Below are 15701 nucleotides of genomic sequence, written 5' to 3' on the forward strand. Positions count from 1 at the left end.
ACTCTATAAGTTTAGGTGTAAGTTAAGCTATAACTTAATAAGCTTAGTCAGAACAATTTAATAGTGAAGTAGTTACTCAATATGTTAACAGTGACTTCAAAGAATAATAAATAGGATACCATATACTCTAGATGCGCCCTACACTACAGCTCCGTATTGGACAACACTTAACCATGACTCCGCAGTTGCAGCAAGCGATTAAATTGCTGCAATTATCCACGTTAGAGCTACAACAAGAAATTCAAGAAGTATTAGAGAGCAACCCATTACTTGAGTTGGATGAAAAAGCACAAGATGAAACTAGCAACGAACAAAATAACCTAGAGGAAGCTTTTTCAGCCAGTGTCACTGACACAACAGCTGATCAGCCTGTTACTGATGGCAGTGAAGAACAAAAAGCGAGTATTGATGAAATCAGTACTACTGAGGCCATGGAAAAAAGTGATATTCCTGAAGAGCTTAATATAGATACCACTTGGGAAGATAGTTACAGTGCTGGCGTTTCCAATACTGGCGCAGTAAGTAGCCCAGCAGATGATTATACCTATCAAGGTGAAACTACAGACTCTATCCAAGGACATTTATTATGGCAAATGGAATTAACCCCCTTTAGCGATACCGATAAAACCATCGCCATTGCTATTATTGAAGCGGTTGATGATGCTGGATATTTAACAGTATCTCCAGAAGATATTTTAGAAAGTGTTGGCACTGATGGCCTCGAACTTGATGAAGTAGAAGCTGTTTTAAAACGTATTAATATGTTTGATCCTATTGGTGTTGCCGCCCGCTCAATTCCCGACTGCTTACTTATTCAGTTGAATCAATTTAGTCTCGACACCCCTTATTTAAAAGAAAGTAAATTAATTATCAGTGAACATATTGATTTACTAGGTAACCGAGATTATCGTCAGTTAATGCGTAAAACTAAACTAAAAGAAGATCAGCTTCGTGAAGTAATGCGCTTAATTCAAAGTTTAAACCCACGCCCTGGTGATGCAGTGGTCAAAGGTGATGATCAGTACGTCATTCCCGATGTTACTGTAGAAAAGAAAAATGGTCGCTGGGTGGTTGAACTAAATTCTGATACGGCACCAAAATTGTCGATAAACCAGCAATACGCGGCAATGTCTAAAACAATGAAATCTTCAACTAACGATGGTCAATTTATTAGAGCCAATTTGCAAGAGGCTAAATGGTTTATTAAAAGTTTAGATTCTCGCAATGACACCCTATTGAAAGTATCCAACTGTATTGTACAGCGTCAACAAGGCTTTTTAGAGCATGGCGCTGAAGCAATGCGACCTATGGTATTGAACGACATTGCCGAAGCCGTTGATATGCATGAGTCGACCATATCGCGGGTTACCACGCAAAAGTATATGCACACCCCCAGAGGAATCTTCGAATTGAAGTACTTCTTCTCTAGCCATGTCAGTACAGAAAATGGTGGTGAGTGTTCGTCTACGGCAATTCGCTCATTAATTAAAAAGCTTATCTTGGCGGAAACTCCTGCTAAACCGTTAAGTGATAGTAAAATGGCTGATTTACTAGCCGAGCAGGGAATTAAAGTGGCAAGACGGACAATTGCTAAATACCGAGAGTCATTAGCAATACCACCGTCAAACCAACGTAAGAGTTTACTTTAAAACACTACAATAAAAGGATCGTGCTTATGCAAATTAATCTTTCTGGTCACCATGTAGAAGTAACAAGTTCATTACGCGAATATGTTGATAGCAAATTTTCAAAGCTAGAGCGACATTTTGATCACATTAATAACGTTCATGTAGTCTTAACTGTTGAAAAACTCAACCAAAAAGCAGAAGCGAATGTGCACGTGAAGGGTGGTGAAGTATTTGCCTCGGCAATCAACGCCGACATGTATGCCTCTATTGATACCTTAGTTGACAAGCTTGACCGACAAATCCTTAAACACAAAGCTAAAGTTTCTCATCATTAAATTGAGTTACTTTCTGTAAACACTTTAAAGTAATTAAAGTCGATAACATCTGGCGCCCTGAGCTACATGACTTAGCAATACGGCGCCTAATAACCATTAACAGTATTATGCAATTATCAGAAATATTAACAACAAACTGTACCAGTTGTGATGTAGCAGTAAGCAGTAAAAAGCGTATCCTAGAAAAAATTTGTCAACTTGCTGCCACCCATGTCGGTGATATAGAGCAAGATGACCTTTTAGATAGCTTACTGGATAGAGAGAAAATGGGCAGTACTGGCATAGGTAACGGCATTGCTATTCCTCATGGACGATTGCCCAATACAAATAAAGCAGTTGCGGTATTAATCACCACAAAACATGCAATTGATTTTGATGCCATAGATAATAGAGATGTAGATATTTTTATTGCCTTATTTGTCCCAGAAAATAGTTGCCAAGAACATTTAAATACACTGCAAAGTATTGCTAAATTGTTCAGTGACAAGAAAATGATCAAGCAGGTTCGTAAATGCACTGATAATCAGGCACTCTATAACTTAATTCAGCAAGCAAACTAGTAATACATAGTCGCCTGTTAGCAAAGCATCCGGAATATAATAAATGAAACTAATCATAGTCAGTGGCCGCTCAGGCTCGGGCAAGTCAGTTGCGCTACGCGTATTAGAAGATCTTGGCTATTACTGTGTAGATAATATTCCCATTAACCTCTTACCGGCGTTAACGCATACTGTCATTAATGATTACGAAAACGTTGCAGTAAGTCTAGATGTTCGAAATTTACCTGAAGATCCTCAGGATATTCCAGAAATTATTGCGTATTTGCCTAAAGCGGTAGACGTTAATACTTTATTTCTTGATGCTGATGATAATGATTTAATCAGGCGTTTTAGCGAAACTCGTCGCTTACATCCGCTGATTAAAAAGAATATGGCCCTTGAACAAGCAATTGCGCTAGAGAAGTCGTTATTAGAACCCATATCAACTAACGCTGATTTGTATATCAATACCAGTCAGCTTACTCCTCATCAACTGGCCGATTTAGTTAGGGAGCGAATTTTAGGTAAGAAAACTGGTGCTATGGTATTAGTATTTGAATCATTTGGCTTTAAACATGGTATCCCTGTTGATGCCGATTATGTTTTTGATGCAAGGTTTTTGCCTAACCCTTTTTGGGAAAAATCCCTGAAGGGTAAAACTGGCGTCGATCAAGAAGTAAGAGACTTCTTAGCGAGCCAAGCTATTGTTACTAAGTTTATTTGGCAAATTAACAGCTTTATGATGACATGGTTACCCCATTTAGAGCGAAATAATCGCAGTTATGTCACCATAGCTATAGGTTGTACCGGTGGTAAACATAGATCGGTCTATATCGCTGAAATGTTGGCAAAAAATTTCCGCAAAGAACGTGAAGATATTCAAACACATCATAGAGATATCAATGTTAAATCAACTTAGTAAACGAACACAATAATGACTGTCGTAACTCAACAAGTGACCATTTGTAATAAGCTAGGCTTGCACGCCCGTGCAGCGACTAAACTAGCGCAACTCAGCCAGAAATTTTCGGCAAAAATCATGCTTGAATTAGCAGGTAAAGAAGCCGATGCAAGTAGTATTATGGCACTAATGTTATTAGCCGGTGGTCAGGGAAAAACAGTTAATATCACCGCACAAGGCCAAGATGCTCAATTGGCTTTAACAGAAATATGCCAACTGATTTCTGATAAGTTTGATGAAGCGGAATAACTAGCCCAACCTGACTTATTTATTAACCGCTTAGCAAGCATTAATCTGTTTGTCATAAGTACTGTATAAAAGCTCTGCCATAAGATAAAAAAGCTGCTAAAACAACTAAGTTACGATAAACTTATACTGACTTTCAGCTGTTTTTTATGAAAGCTGTTTTTCTTTTTATCATTTATTAGCCCTCCGTTTCGCCATTCTCCCAGCGATGCATTCTTTAGAGGGTTTTCTGTGTAATAAACACTAAAGAAGCAGAGTCGCTATGCCAGAATTATCAGAGCAAGAATATAACCAACAAAGGTTACAACAAGTCAACGAAGCGCTTGGCAGTGGTATGTTCGTCTATGTACGAAAATTACTACAGCATATGCCTGCTTATGATTTAGCCTTAATTTTAGAGTCTTCAACGTCAAAGAGTCGTCCTGTATTGTGGCAACTCATTGATCCTGACTTTCATGGTGAGGTGCTTGAAGAGCTTAATGAAGAAGTCCGCAAAGGCATTATTAAAAGCATGCGGCCTGAAAAGCTCGCGGCTGTTGCTGAAGGCATGGACATTGATGATTTAGCTGAAGTTTTACGTGCCCTACCTGATAGTATTTTTAACCAAGTACTCAACTCGATGGACTCACAAGACCGTAGTCGAGTTGAAGCAGCATTATCTTATGAGGAAGATACTGCTGGTGGCATAATGAATACCGATACCATCACCTTACGACCTGACGTAAGTGTTGATGTGGTTTTACGCTATTTACGTCTCAAGGGTGATCTTCCTGATGCTACTGACTCCTTTTATGTGGTTGACCGTAATAATAAATTTATTGGTGCAGTGTCACTTGCTGCCATAGTTACTGCTAAAACTGAAGTTATCGTTTCTAGTTTAATTAATGCCGAAGTTGAAGCGGTGCAAGCAGATATGGACGAGCAAGATGTTGCGCAACTCTTTGAGCGTCATGATTGGTTCTCAGCCCCCGTTGTCGATGACGCTGGTCATTTACTTGGCCGTATTACTATTGATGATGTTATTGATATTATCCGTGAGAATGCCGAACATTCCATGATGAGTATGGCGGGCTTAGATGATGAGGCAGATACCTTTGCTCCGGTAATTAAAAGTACCAAACAACGCTCATTATGGCTTGGGGTTAATCTTATCACTGCATTAATGGCTGTTGCTGTCACCAGTATGTTTGAAGGGGTCTTTCAACAATTAGCCATTTTAGCTGTACTAAATTCTTTAGTACCAAGTATGGGTGGTGTTGCTGGTAATCAAACCTTAACACTGGTAATTCGTGGTATGGCGTTAGGCCATGTCGGTGACAGTAACGCTCGTGCACTGTTGAGTAAGGAAGTAGCAATAGGCTTTTTAAATGGTATTATTTGGGCGACATTGATTGCTACAGTAGTCGCTATTTGGAAACAAGACTTGATGCTCGGCGGTGTAATTGCCTTTGCTATGTTAATGAATATGACTGCCGCAGGGCTTGCGGGGGTAAGTATTCCATTGCTATTAAAACGTCTTAATATTGACCCTGCGCTGGCGGGTAGCGTGATTATCACTACAGTGACTGATGTAGTGGGCATATTTGCTTTCCTCGGAACCGCAACCCTACTTTTAACATAGTTAACCTGAACCCTGCATAATGAGCACTTGATATTTAAGTAAAAACAAATACTTAGCTTGTTAGCAACAAGATTAAGTAGCGATATACTCTATCAATGTTTCAATTTATTCGACTATCAAGGCAAAATGTTTATGAATAACAGGTTCTTTCTCTACGTTTTAACGCTGAGAATCGGATAAAGGGGAATATTGAGCAAGTGCTGCTTATCCAGAGTTCAGGTTAGTTAGAGCATTACAAAAAAGCGCTACCAATGAAACCATTTATAGCGCTTTTTTGTATGTAGTTTATCTAACCGACTTACTTTCTAGTGCCCGGCAACTTGCATCTCATCAATCAAAATAGAGCCAGTACGGATACTACCGCGCATATCTACATCAGAGCCAACGGCAACAATGCCTTTAAACATTTTGTCTAAATTTCCAGCTATGGTTATTTCACTTACAGGGTAGGCAATTTCACCATTTTCGACCCAAAATCCTGCCGCACCGCGAGAGTAATCGCCATTGAGCACATTAACTCCTTGACCCATGAGTTCAGTGACAAGCAAACCCGTGCCTAAGGTCTTTAACATAGCATCAAAACTGCCATCATGACCTTGTGCATCTACCAACCAGTTATGAATACCACCAGCATGGCCTGTAGTAGTAAGACCTAGTTTACGTGCTGAGTAACTGGTCAATAGATAAGTCTGCAAAACACCTTCGGTAATAATTTCACGATCTTTTGTTAAAACGCCTTCGCTATCAAAAGCGCTACTGGCTAATGCTTTTGCAATATGGGGTCTTTCACTAATATTTAAAAACTTAGGAAAAACATCATTACCAATTGCATCAAGTAAAAAAGATGATTTACGATATAAATTACCACCGCTAATCGCAGCAATAAAATGTCCCCAAATTGTATTAGCAATATCAGCTCTAAATAATACTGGTACTTTACCTGTAGGTATTGTTTGTGGTTTTAAACGAGATAACACCTCTTTAGAGGCTTGTAGACCAATATCTTTAGCGCTATCGAGCAAAGAAAACTCTCTACTAACTGTATATGCATAATCACGCTCCATTTGCTCATCTTCACTGGCGATCATCACACAGCTTAAACTATGACGAGTGCTTGGATAGCCTACTAACTGGCCATGACTATTTCCATAGACTTTAAAACCAGAGAAGGTATCGAAATTAGCACCATCTGAATTGCTAATACGTGGGTCAACCCCTAATGCACTTTCTTCACATTCTTTTGCTAGTTCAATCGCTTGCTCAGTACTTATTGCTTGAGGGTGGTATAAGTCTAAATCAAGTGGTTGCATGGCCAACAGTGACTTATCAGCTAGGCCAGAGCAATCATCTACTGAGGTATATTTAGCAATATTAACCGCTGCCGTTACTGTTTTAGTCAGTGCTTGCTCTGATAAGTCAGCCGTTGAAGCACTGCCTTTTCGGCCTTCACGGTAAACCGTAATACCTAAAGCACCATCATTGGTAAACTCAACATTTTCTACTTCACCCATGCGAGTACCGACACTTAAACCTTGTTGACGGCTCATTGCCACTTCAGCGCCATCTGCACCAAGAGATTTGGCTAGTTCGAGTACAGTGGCAACACGCGCTTTAACTTCGCTGAGTTGAATATTCATTGGGTCATGCGATTTAGAGGCTAGGGTCATATTGGTTTCTACTTTCTCTTTTCTTTTTAAGGAGTAACAGAGCTTAAACAGCAACTTAGTATTAAGGTGCTATTGAACTATTGAGGTTATTTTATTGTAGTTGCATAGCATAACTAAGCTACACAACGCTTACCGCGAATAATGCATCTTGCCTCGAACAAAACTTGACCGCGAAAGATCCACAGCGTCAATTAATTTAGTGATATAATAAGGCTAATTATTATTTATTTTAACATGGTATTAGACATTATTATGCCCCAGTCAGCCAAAGATATCGACGAATCATCAGAAGAATTGGAAGAAGAATTAAAAAGTAAAACTGAAATAAAGCGTGAAATGCATGATCTACAAGATTTTGCCCAAAGCTTAATAGAAATGTCTAAACATCAACGTAGTCGTTTACCCTTAAGTGATGACTTAAAAGATGCCATGATTTTAGCTGATAAGATCACTAACAAACACGAAGCTTTACGTCGCCACATTCGTCATACAGCTAAGATTCTATTAGAGACTGACCTTGAGCCAATTAATCACGCTATTGAAGTAATGGCCAATAAACATCAGCAAGAAACAGCAAAATTTGTTCGCTTAGAAAGTATTAGAGATGAATTAATCGAGCAGGGTAAAGATGCAGTGGAAGCATTAATTAGTGAGTTTCCACAAATCGAACGTCAGAAAATTAAACAGTTAATTCGCCATGCTGCGAAAGAGAAAAAGGCCGAGAAATTAGGCAAACATTATAAAAATCTATTCAACTACCTTAAAGAAAATGCTTAACGAATACACTTGAAAGTACGGATAAACGAAGTAGTTAAAAAAGTATAAGACTAACAAGCACTAAAAATTTTAGTGCTTGTTAGTCTAGCAAAGCTAAATTATTAATATTCGCTACTGAGTACCACCAATAGTCATCTCATCAACTTTCAGTGTTGGTTGACCTACACCTACCGGTATACTTTGACCATCTTTGCCACAAACACCAACGCCAGCATCTAGTTTCAAGTCATTACCCACCATACTGATTCGTTTCATTGCTTCAGGTCCATTACCTATTAAGGTTGCGCCTTTAACCGGTGACGTTATTTCACCATTTTCAATTAAATATGCCTCTGAGCTGGTGAAAACAAACTTACCAGATGTGATATCTACCTGACCACCGGCAAAGTTTGGTGCATAAATGCCTTTTTTCACTGACTTAATAATATCTTCAGGACTAGACTCTCCTGCTAACATATAAGTATTAGTCATTCGTGGCATAGGCAAATGAGCGTAAGATTCACGTCTACCATTACCTGTAGGGTTTACACCCATTAAACCGGCATTATGCTTATCTTGCATATAACCTTTTAAAATACCTTTTTCGATTAATACATTATATTGACCAGGAGTACCTTCATCATCAATTGATATCGAACCTCGACGATTAGGTAATGTACCATCATCAACAATAGTACAAAGCTCAGACGTAACTTGCTGACCAACTTTACCAGAAAAAGCTGAAGAGCCTTTACGGTTAAAGTCACCCTCTAAACCATGTCCTACAGCTTCATGTAATAATACACCCGGCCAACCGGCTCCTAATACTACAGGAAACGTGCCTGCTGGCGCTTCAATGGCAACTAAGTTGACTAACGCTTGTCGCACCGACTCTTCTGCATAAGCTAAATAGCGCGCTTTATCAGCCCCAGGTTCAACTTCAAAGAAGTAACTATAATCAGTACGGGCTCCACCGCCAGCGCTTGCGCGTTCACGCTTACCATTTTCTTCCACTAATACCGAACAGTTTAATCGCACTAATGGACGAATATCAGTGCCATAAGTACCATCGCTGGCACTGACTAAAATAGTTTCATATACACCTGATAAACTGGCTATAACCTGTTTAACCCGACTATCAACTTGACGCGCATGTGCTTCAACCTGATGCAACAAATCAATTTTTTGCTCTTGCGTTAAACTGCCAAGTGGTTCAACCGATTGATAAACCTGAATAGGTGATTGACGACTAAAGGCTTTAACTGTTGCACCTGTGCCACTAGCGGCAATACCTTTTGCCGCATCTGCAGCTTGTTGCAGCGCTTCAGGAGAAATTTCGTCAGAATAAGCAAAGCCAGTTTTTTCGCCTGATATTGCCCTTACGCCAACGCCACGCTCAATGTTATAAGAGCCTTCTTTAACAATACCATCTTCTAGAACCCAGCTCTCATGCTGACTTGCTTGGAAATATAAATCAGCGTAATCAACTTGTCGCCCCATCATACTTTTTAGGGTTTTTGATAATAGTTCATCATCAATATGACTATCACTTAATAAGGATTTTTCAACACTATTCATTGGGTATGAGCTCTACTTCTATGTTCTTTAATTATAATTGCTGTAATTAATTACTCAGCGGCGAGTGCAAAGGCATGCTTTGACGTATGCGTGTTACGGCTTGTTTTTGATAATCAACACTAATATAGCCTTCACCAATTTCTATACTTTTTTCGATTTCACCCCACGGATTGATGATCATTGAGTGGCCCCAAGTTTCACGGCCATTTTCATGAACACCTTCTTGCCCTGCGGCAATAATATACACTTGATTTTCAATAGCTCTGGCTTGTAATAACGTTTGCCAATGTGCTTTGCCTGTTACTTTAGTAAAAGCACTTGGTACGGTAATTATCTCTGCACCCAATGTTGTCAATTGTTGAAATAAATTGGGAAAACGTAAATCAAAACACACCGATAAACCTATGTTAGCAAATGCAGTATTAACAACCGCTATATTTTCACCTGCTTGGGTATAATGTGACTCACAATAACTGTTAGTACTATCATTGACATTAACATCAAATAAATGAATTTTATCATATTGCCCTATTAACTCACCATTTGGATTAAAAATACAGCTACTGTTAGTAAATTTTTCACCTGACGGGGTTAAAATGGGGATAGTACCAGCAACTAAATATACTTTAAATTTTTTGGCTAAATTTGCAAGAGCCTGACAAAGCGCATTAGTCTTAGCTGATTTTTTTGCCAAACTCAGTTGTTCGCTATCTTTACCGCCAAAATATAAGCAACACTCTGGCAATACCACTAAGTGCTGGGGTTTCTTTGTGGTAGCCGCTATTTTATCTTCTGTAATTTTAGTAAGTAATTCAGCTATTTTTGCAAGATTAGTCTCGACACTTGCCGCTGATGATAATTGGATCGCAGTCAATTTAACCATCAATTACCTCATTATTTTTAACTACTGGTAGTTTATCTAACTTTGACTCATCTTGTTTTGCACCTTCAGTCGGTACCGCACTTTCTATACTAATACTCTTACTTTTACGCTCAACTTCTTTGAAGACAGGTTCATCGACCGTGCCAGTTAACTCAAATTTAAACTCAGAAACCACTTGCGACCTAACGACTTGGTCTATGGCAACTCCAGCAAGAAACGTTACTGGGTTCAAAGAGGTAGCAATCCAAGCTAAGACAGGCAAACTTGAAGTTAGATCTGGCTTGTAAGACATGTCATAGGCAAGCTCACCAGTGACTAAGTTGGTGTGCCCCGTCATAAACAAATTACCTGCGGTACCGTTCATTTCGGTATTATCAGTAGTCAAAAGACCCTGGGTTAGTTGATAATCGCCTTTGATACTACTGTAAAACATACCATCGCTAAAAATGTCACGAAAATCAAGGGTTAACTTACGCACTAAGGATTGCAAACTCAGTATAGAAAAAATACGTGCTGTATCACTTACATCCGCTAAATAGCCATCATCAAGACGACCAGTAATAGTGCCGTTAGTATTGCTTAGATCAAAATCATGTAGTCCTCCAGCCCAGTTGAGGTTTACATCAACTTTAGCGCCACTGTCTCTAATGATTGAGTCATAACCTGCAGCCTTCAATTCAGTTTCAACATCATCCACAGACAAGTTGCCCGTTAGTGAGGTTATTGATTCTTGCTCATTATGAAGCCACTCACCTGCTAGCGTTAATTGTGTTTTCCCGCGCTTGGCAGTGAAATTGCTAAATTCTATTGTTTGATCATCAGCACGCTTAATATTTACATCAACCACACCAAGCGCTAATGTGTCAAAAGTACAACTATCACAATGAAATTTTAACGGCGGTATATTAGCAAAAATGATATCGTTTTCGGCTTTATCTGGCTGCTTGTTTGGTGGCGGAACTGTCGAAAGTAATCCAGTTCCATCTTCGGTTTTACCTTCAACACTAGCCAATCTTAAAAACTCAGCATTAATCTCTAAGCCTTGAGCTAACCAATCTGGAAAAATCTTTATTTGACTGCGTGTTTCTGCCGCATTAAGTTGTAATAACCACCAATTTGGTTTATCTAACAAGTTAAAAGAAACATTATTAAGTTGCTGGCCTAATATTTGTAACTGACCAATCGAGCCTCTAATTCGTTTCGGCTTAGCTAAAAAAGGCGTTGGTTTTTCTAACTCATCACTTGCCTTTATACTTGTGTTGGGTTGATTAACGCTATCTAAAATATCACTGATTAATGGCTGCCACATAGAAAAATCAGCATATTCAAGTTTAGTGGTGATATGAAAGCCGTCACTTGGCAATGCCATAGTTCCCTTACCAAGCATTAAGTTGGCGCGACTAAATGCAGTACTATCGTGCTCTAATACCCCAGTGAATTGCATCTCATCGCCATAGTTGAGCGTTATTCTTGACTGCTTCAACTGACCATTTACTTGTACAGATAATTGCTGCTGCTCTTGGAATTTATTAAAATAGGGTGCAGGTAAGTTAAGCTGAGCACTCACTAAATCTGAAGAGAAATTAGCATTATATGAAAAGCCACCTTGGTGGTGCTGATGCAAAGATAACTCCCCTTGCCAAGATAATTCACCTTGAGTATAACGTCGTAATTGTTTCGGCACGTGATGCAACCAATCAAATTCTTGCCAAAGGCCAGAAAGTTTAATATCTGTATCGTAATAATCGTCTTTATCCATGCCGCTGATATCAAGGGACATAGGTAATCCTTGCCAAATTAGCGATAAATCTTTAGTTGTAATTTTATCATTACTAAAACTTAACTGACCTTGTACCTCACTAAAATTCATTTTAGGTGTTTGCAAGGCAACTTGGTTATTATCAAACTCGATAATGCCACTAGCCAATGCTTGCTCATTATTATTCAGTGGCAAGTTTAAATGAAATTCTCCGCTCACCTCACCTCTGATACCTAGTTGTTCCAAAACACTACCGACACTATCTTGGAAGGGACTTTGGTTCATCAAGTCTCCAATATATTGAGGATCTGTAGCTTTTATCTCAGCATCAACTGTTAAAATTTGCCCATTAGCTAAGTCGGCAATACCGGCGCGCACCCCGGTGACATCTAACCCGGTTAAATCACCACCTCTACCAGTAATCATCATGGCGTTATTAGTGAAATTCAGATTAGCAATAAAATCAGTGATGGCAGGCCAATTTTCCACAAATTTAAACTCAGATTTACTTAGTTCCGCATCAACAACAAAAATCCCACTGCCATCAGTAAAAGGGAAACGACTAATTGGGCCGTTTATAAGTACCTGCGCATTTTCAACTCGACCTGTTACCACTGCAGCATTTAAATACTCAACTAAATTTTCACTCATAATAGGCAAGGGTAAATACCGCCCTACTAGGCCGGCATTACCATTAGAGACATGAGCTAACAAGGCTAGATTTACTTCGCCATCAAGTGGTGCTTCGACCCTAACTTGTGCTGATAAGTTGATTTCTTGAGAAAGGAAATCTAACTCTTCAACCGTTAATTCCCAACCTTGGTCATTAAAGCCAACATTAAACTGACCTGATAGACTTTGATAAGGAAAGGCTTGCACAAACAACTTGTCAAAATCTAACTCGCCCTGTTCCGCGTTAAAGTTCACTGATAAGTAGTTATCGACAAAACTCAAGTCTCCTGAGACATTTTCTAGACCAGGAATGCCGTGACTAAAGCTGTTATTAAAGTGGGAAAAACCGGTAACAATTTGCAGCTCACTATTAACGTTACGAATGTACAGGTTTTCAATTTTTCCAGTTAAGGTCATTTCAGCAAGTAAATTACGTGTTTCTTTTTTTGCTACAATTAACGGGGCCAGTTGCGCTAACATTGGCACATCAATTTCAGACAAGTGTAAAGAAAAGTCATTCGCTTGGTTAGCTAACATTACGGTAAATTGTTGCGAAGGTTGCTCGTTGAACTGTAAAGATAGCGGTGTGCTAAACAGTTTAAAACTGCTCTCTGACTTACCCTTTACCAGTAGAACCTGCCCTTTCCCTAAGGCAAGTTTTTGTTTTTTAGTTTCGTTGTCAAATGACCAGCTCATACTGCTTTGTGACAAATCTATTTGTAAGCGGTTAACTTCACTATCATTAACACGCAACCAGGCAGAAAAGTTGATATCTGTTTTAGTTTTATCATCATCGAGGACCAAGACATTATCTAACCAGGGCGTTATATCTATATGGTTTGCTTGTAAATACACTTGCCCGGTAAGTGTGCTACCTCGCTGCCCTTGTAAGTCTAATTTCAACTGTAAATTATTAGAACTTAAACCATTAAGTACTACGCTGCCTTGTGCTTGATGACGCTCACCGGTATTTAACCAGCGTAATTGATTCAACTTAATACTTCGAGTAATCGCTTTATTGCGGACAATAATTTTACTATCGCGAATAGAGAAGCGTTCGATACGATTTAAAAAAAGATCACTAATAATTTCAATATCATTAGTTTCACTATCCTCTACTGGTACCACTACAGTCGTTTTATCTTCTCTACCTAGCCACAGTTTTTCTGAAACATTGACAGTTGCTCCTGACAGTATCAAGTTTTTCGAGATAAGGTTTTGAGTTGAAATACTTGCCCAAAAATCAACTTGAAGTTCAAGTTGCTTAATAAACACGGCAGCGCTTTTAGTCTCAAGTACTTGTACATCACCAATAAGTAAAACAGGACCTGACCTTTGCCACGTCATGCTTAAGCTACCAATAGAAATATTCGCTTGAGACTTTTCGTTCAAATAGTTTTGTAGGGGAAGTTTATAATGGTGAACAAAGGGTAGAAATAAGCGAAAAGCACTAATTAATACCGCAAACAGCACCAACAAAATGGCCACTGTTTTATAAAGGCGATTAAGCCAACGGTTGGAAATGCTTACAATGCTCATTAAAACTTAGAATATCCTATATATATTATGAAGAAATCGTTCAAATACGATCACATCATAACAACGTCAAATTGTTCCTGATTATACATGGGTTCGGCTTGTACTTTAATCAACTTACCAATAAAAACTTCAACTTCAGCTAAGTTATGGTATTCATCATTAACAAGGGACTCACTAACAGCGCTTGCAGCGTAAACAGTGAACTTATCGGCATCATGGGCACGATTCACTCGTACAATTTCTCTAAGTATTTCAAAACAAACTGTTTCTACTGTTTTTAAATGACCACGACCAGTACAAAGAGGGCATTCTCCACATAAAATATGCTCTAAGCTTTCACGGGTACGTTGACGTGTCATTTCAACTAAGCCAAGGGCAGAAAAGCCATGTAAACTATATTTCACCTTGTCTTTACTCATCGCCATATCCAAGCTGTGTAATACACGGCGTTTATGATCCTCATTATGCATATCAATAAAGTCAACGATAATAATACCACCTAGATTCCTGAGTCTAAGTTGCCTAGCAATAACTTGTGTAGCTTCGATATTAGTACTAAAAATGGTATCAGCTAAATTCCGGTGGCCAACAAAAGCACCCGTATTAATATCTATAGTAGTCATGGCCTCAGTTTGATCAATGATCAAGTAACCGCCTGATTTAAGCTCTATTTTACGGTGTAGTGCGCGCTGAATTTCATTTTCCACGGAAAATAAATCAAAAATAGGTCGTTCACCCGGGTAACACTCTAATAAAGGTGTTAGTTCAGGCACAAACTCTTGGGTAAAAACAGCTAGATCATCATAGGTCAGTTTAGAGTCAACACGAATTCGCTCGAGATCTATGCCAACAAAGTCTCGTAAAACCCTAAATGATAGTGATAAATCTTGATAAAGCGGTAAATTGGTTTGTTTTCGTTGTTTACGTGTTAACACTTTTTGCCATACACGACGTAAAAATTCCGCATCATGTTGTAATTCAATTTCGCCAGCGCCTTCGCCCGCAGTACGGACAATAAAGCCTTGATGTTCATCACAATAAGGACTGACTATGTTCTTTAATCGCTCTCGTTCATTTTCATCTTCAATACGTAAAGAAATACCCGCATGTTGCGAATTAGGCATGAGTACTAAATAACGAGAGGCAACGGTAATATCTGTAGTTAACCGTGCCCCTTTCGAGCCAAGCGGGTCTTTTACCACTTGTACCATTATGTGCTGACCTTCATGGACTAAGGAGCGAATATCAGGTACTTGCTCTGTTTCTTCTTTTAATATCAGCTTGCTATTTATATCAGAGGCATGCAAAAAAGCGGCTTTATCTAAATTGATGTCGACAAAAGCGGCTTGCATACCAGGCAAGACACGAATGACTTTACCTAGATAAACATTACCAACAATGCCACGCTTGGCTTGTCGTTCAATATGTACTTCTTGCAATGAACCATTTTCGATCAAAGCAACACGTGTTTCGCTAGGAGTAACATTGATTAATAATTCTGCACTCATAAATAGCCC

At 39.0% G+C, this 15701-nt stretch carries 12 protein-coding genes; 7 read left to right on the plus strand and 5 right to left on the minus strand.

The window, feature by feature from the left end:
• Positions 1-131: 131 nt before the first annotated feature.
• The 6 genes from GAB14E_RS10840 to mgtE all read left to right on the plus strand — a co-directional run bounded on the left by GAB14E_RS10840 (position 132) and on the right by mgtE (position 5330).
• Entirely contained in the window at positions 132-1649 is a 1518-nt protein-coding gene (locus GAB14E_RS10840) for an RNA polymerase factor sigma-54 (RefSeq protein WP_033082515.1), read from the plus strand.
• A gap of 26 nt (positions 1650-1675) precedes the next feature.
• Positions 1676-1963: a ribosome hibernation promoting factor gene (hpf, locus tag GAB14E_RS10835; protein ID WP_033082516.1), complete on the plus strand. Its 288-nt coding sequence runs from the start codon at positions 1676-1678 to the stop codon at positions 1961-1963.
• 107 nt (positions 1964-2070) lie between these two features.
• Positions 2071-2523, plus strand: a complete 453-nt coding sequence (gene ptsN, locus GAB14E_RS10830) for a PTS IIA-like nitrogen regulatory protein PtsN (RefSeq protein ID WP_033082517.1) — start codon at positions 2071-2073, stop codon at positions 2521-2523.
• Positions 2524-2566: 43 nt separating this feature from the next.
• Positions 2567-3421, plus strand: coding sequence for an RNase adapter RapZ (gene rapZ / locus GAB14E_RS10825; protein WP_033082518.1), 855 nt, complete (start codon positions 2567-2569; stop codon positions 3419-3421).
• A 15-nt stretch (positions 3422-3436) separates the two neighbouring features.
• On the plus strand, positions 3437-3712 hold the full coding sequence (locus tag GAB14E_RS10820) for an HPr family phosphocarrier protein (protein ID WP_033082519.1): 276 nt from the start codon (positions 3437-3439) through the stop codon (positions 3710-3712).
• 259 nt (positions 3713-3971) lie between these two features.
• The gene (mgtE, locus tag GAB14E_RS10815) at positions 3972-5330 is read left to right on the plus strand and encodes a magnesium transporter (protein WP_033082520.1); all 1359 of its coding nucleotides are present in this window, start codon (positions 3972-3974) and stop codon (positions 5328-5330) included.
• Positions 5331-5635: 305 nt separating this feature from the next.
• On the opposite strand, the gene pmbA is transcribed toward mgtE, so the two are convergent.
• The gene (gene pmbA / locus GAB14E_RS10810; protein WP_231562044.1) at positions 5636-6997 is read right to left on the minus strand and encodes a metalloprotease PmbA; all 1362 of its coding nucleotides are present in this window, start codon (positions 6995-6997) and stop codon (positions 5636-5638) included.
• Positions 6998-7249: 252 nt separating this feature from the next.
• On the opposite strand from pmbA, the gene yjgA reads away from it, so the two are divergent.
• The gene (gene yjgA, locus GAB14E_RS10805) at positions 7250-7774 is read left to right on the plus strand and encodes a ribosome biogenesis factor YjgA (protein WP_033082558.1); all 525 of its coding nucleotides are present in this window, start codon (positions 7250-7252) and stop codon (positions 7772-7774) included.
• 111 nt (positions 7775-7885) lie between these two features.
• Here yjgA and tldD read toward each other — a convergent pair whose 3' ends face one another.
• From tldD to rng, 4 genes are read right to left on the minus strand one after another with little or no spacing between them, the layout of a single operon-like run.
• On the minus strand, positions 7886-9331 hold the full coding sequence (gene tldD / locus GAB14E_RS10800; protein ID WP_033082521.1) for a metalloprotease TldD: 1446 nt from the start codon (positions 9329-9331) through the stop codon (positions 7886-7888).
• 46 nt (positions 9332-9377) lie between these two features.
• Entirely contained in the window at positions 9378-10214 is an 837-nt protein-coding gene (locus tag GAB14E_RS10795; RefSeq protein ID WP_033082522.1) for a carbon-nitrogen hydrolase family protein, read from the minus strand.
• Positions 10207-14184 (minus strand): YhdP family protein, encoded by a 3978-nt coding sequence (locus GAB14E_RS10790; RefSeq protein WP_033082523.1) that lies wholly within the window; start codon positions 14182-14184, stop codon positions 10207-10209. Before GAB14E_RS10790 ends, GAB14E_RS10795 begins: the two co-directional genes overlap by 8 nt.
• 50 nt (positions 14185-14234) lie before the next feature.
• Positions 14235-15692, minus strand: coding sequence for a ribonuclease G (gene rng, locus GAB14E_RS10785; protein WP_033082524.1), 1458 nt, complete (start codon positions 15690-15692; stop codon positions 14235-14237).
• Positions 15693-15701 lie beyond the last annotated feature (9 nt).

This window comes from Colwellia psychrerythraea, assembly GCF_000764185.1.
In the GTDB taxonomy this organism is placed as follows: Bacteria; Pseudomonadota; Gammaproteobacteria; order Enterobacterales; family Alteromonadaceae; genus Colwellia; species Colwellia psychrerythraea_B.

Bases quoted from the DNA above. Each gene is read 5' to 3' on its own strand.
- GAB14E_RS10840 (WP_033082515.1), top strand. From the start codon at position 132: ATGCGCCCTACACTACAGCTCCGTATTGGACAACACTTAACCATGACT.
- hpf (WP_033082516.1), top strand. From the start codon at position 1,676: ATGCAAATTAATCTTTCTGGTCACCATGTAGAAGTAACAAGTTCATTA.
- ptsN (WP_033082517.1), top strand. From the start codon at position 2,071: ATGCAATTATCAGAAATATTAACAACAAACTGTACCAGTTGTGATGTA.
- rapZ (WP_033082518.1), top strand. From the start codon at position 2,567: ATGAAACTAATCATAGTCAGTGGCCGCTCAGGCTCGGGCAAGTCAGTT.
- GAB14E_RS10820 (WP_033082519.1), top strand. From the start codon at position 3,437: ATGACTGTCGTAACTCAACAAGTGACCATTTGTAATAAGCTAGGCTTG.
- mgtE (WP_033082520.1), top strand. From the start codon at position 3,972: ATGCCAGAATTATCAGAGCAAGAATATAACCAACAAAGGTTACAACAA.
- pmbA (WP_231562044.1), bottom strand. From the start codon at position 6,997: ATGACCCTAGCCTCTAAATCGCATGACCCAATGAATATTCAACTCAGC.
- yjgA (WP_033082558.1), top strand. From the start codon at position 7,250: ATGCCCCAGTCAGCCAAAGATATCGACGAATCATCAGAAGAATTGGAA.
- tldD (WP_033082521.1), bottom strand. From the start codon at position 9,331: ATGAATAGTGTTGAAAAATCCTTATTAAGTGATAGTCATATTGATGAT.
- GAB14E_RS10795 (WP_033082522.1), bottom strand. From the start codon at position 10,214: ATGGTTAAATTGACTGCGATCCAATTATCATCAGCGGCAAGTGTCGAG.
- GAB14E_RS10790 (WP_033082523.1), bottom strand. From the start codon at position 14,184: ATGAGCATTGTAAGCATTTCCAACCGTTGGCTTAATCGCCTTTATAAA.
- rng (WP_033082524.1), bottom strand. From the start codon at position 15,692: ATGAGTGCAGAATTATTAATCAATGTTACTCCTAGCGAAACACGTGTT.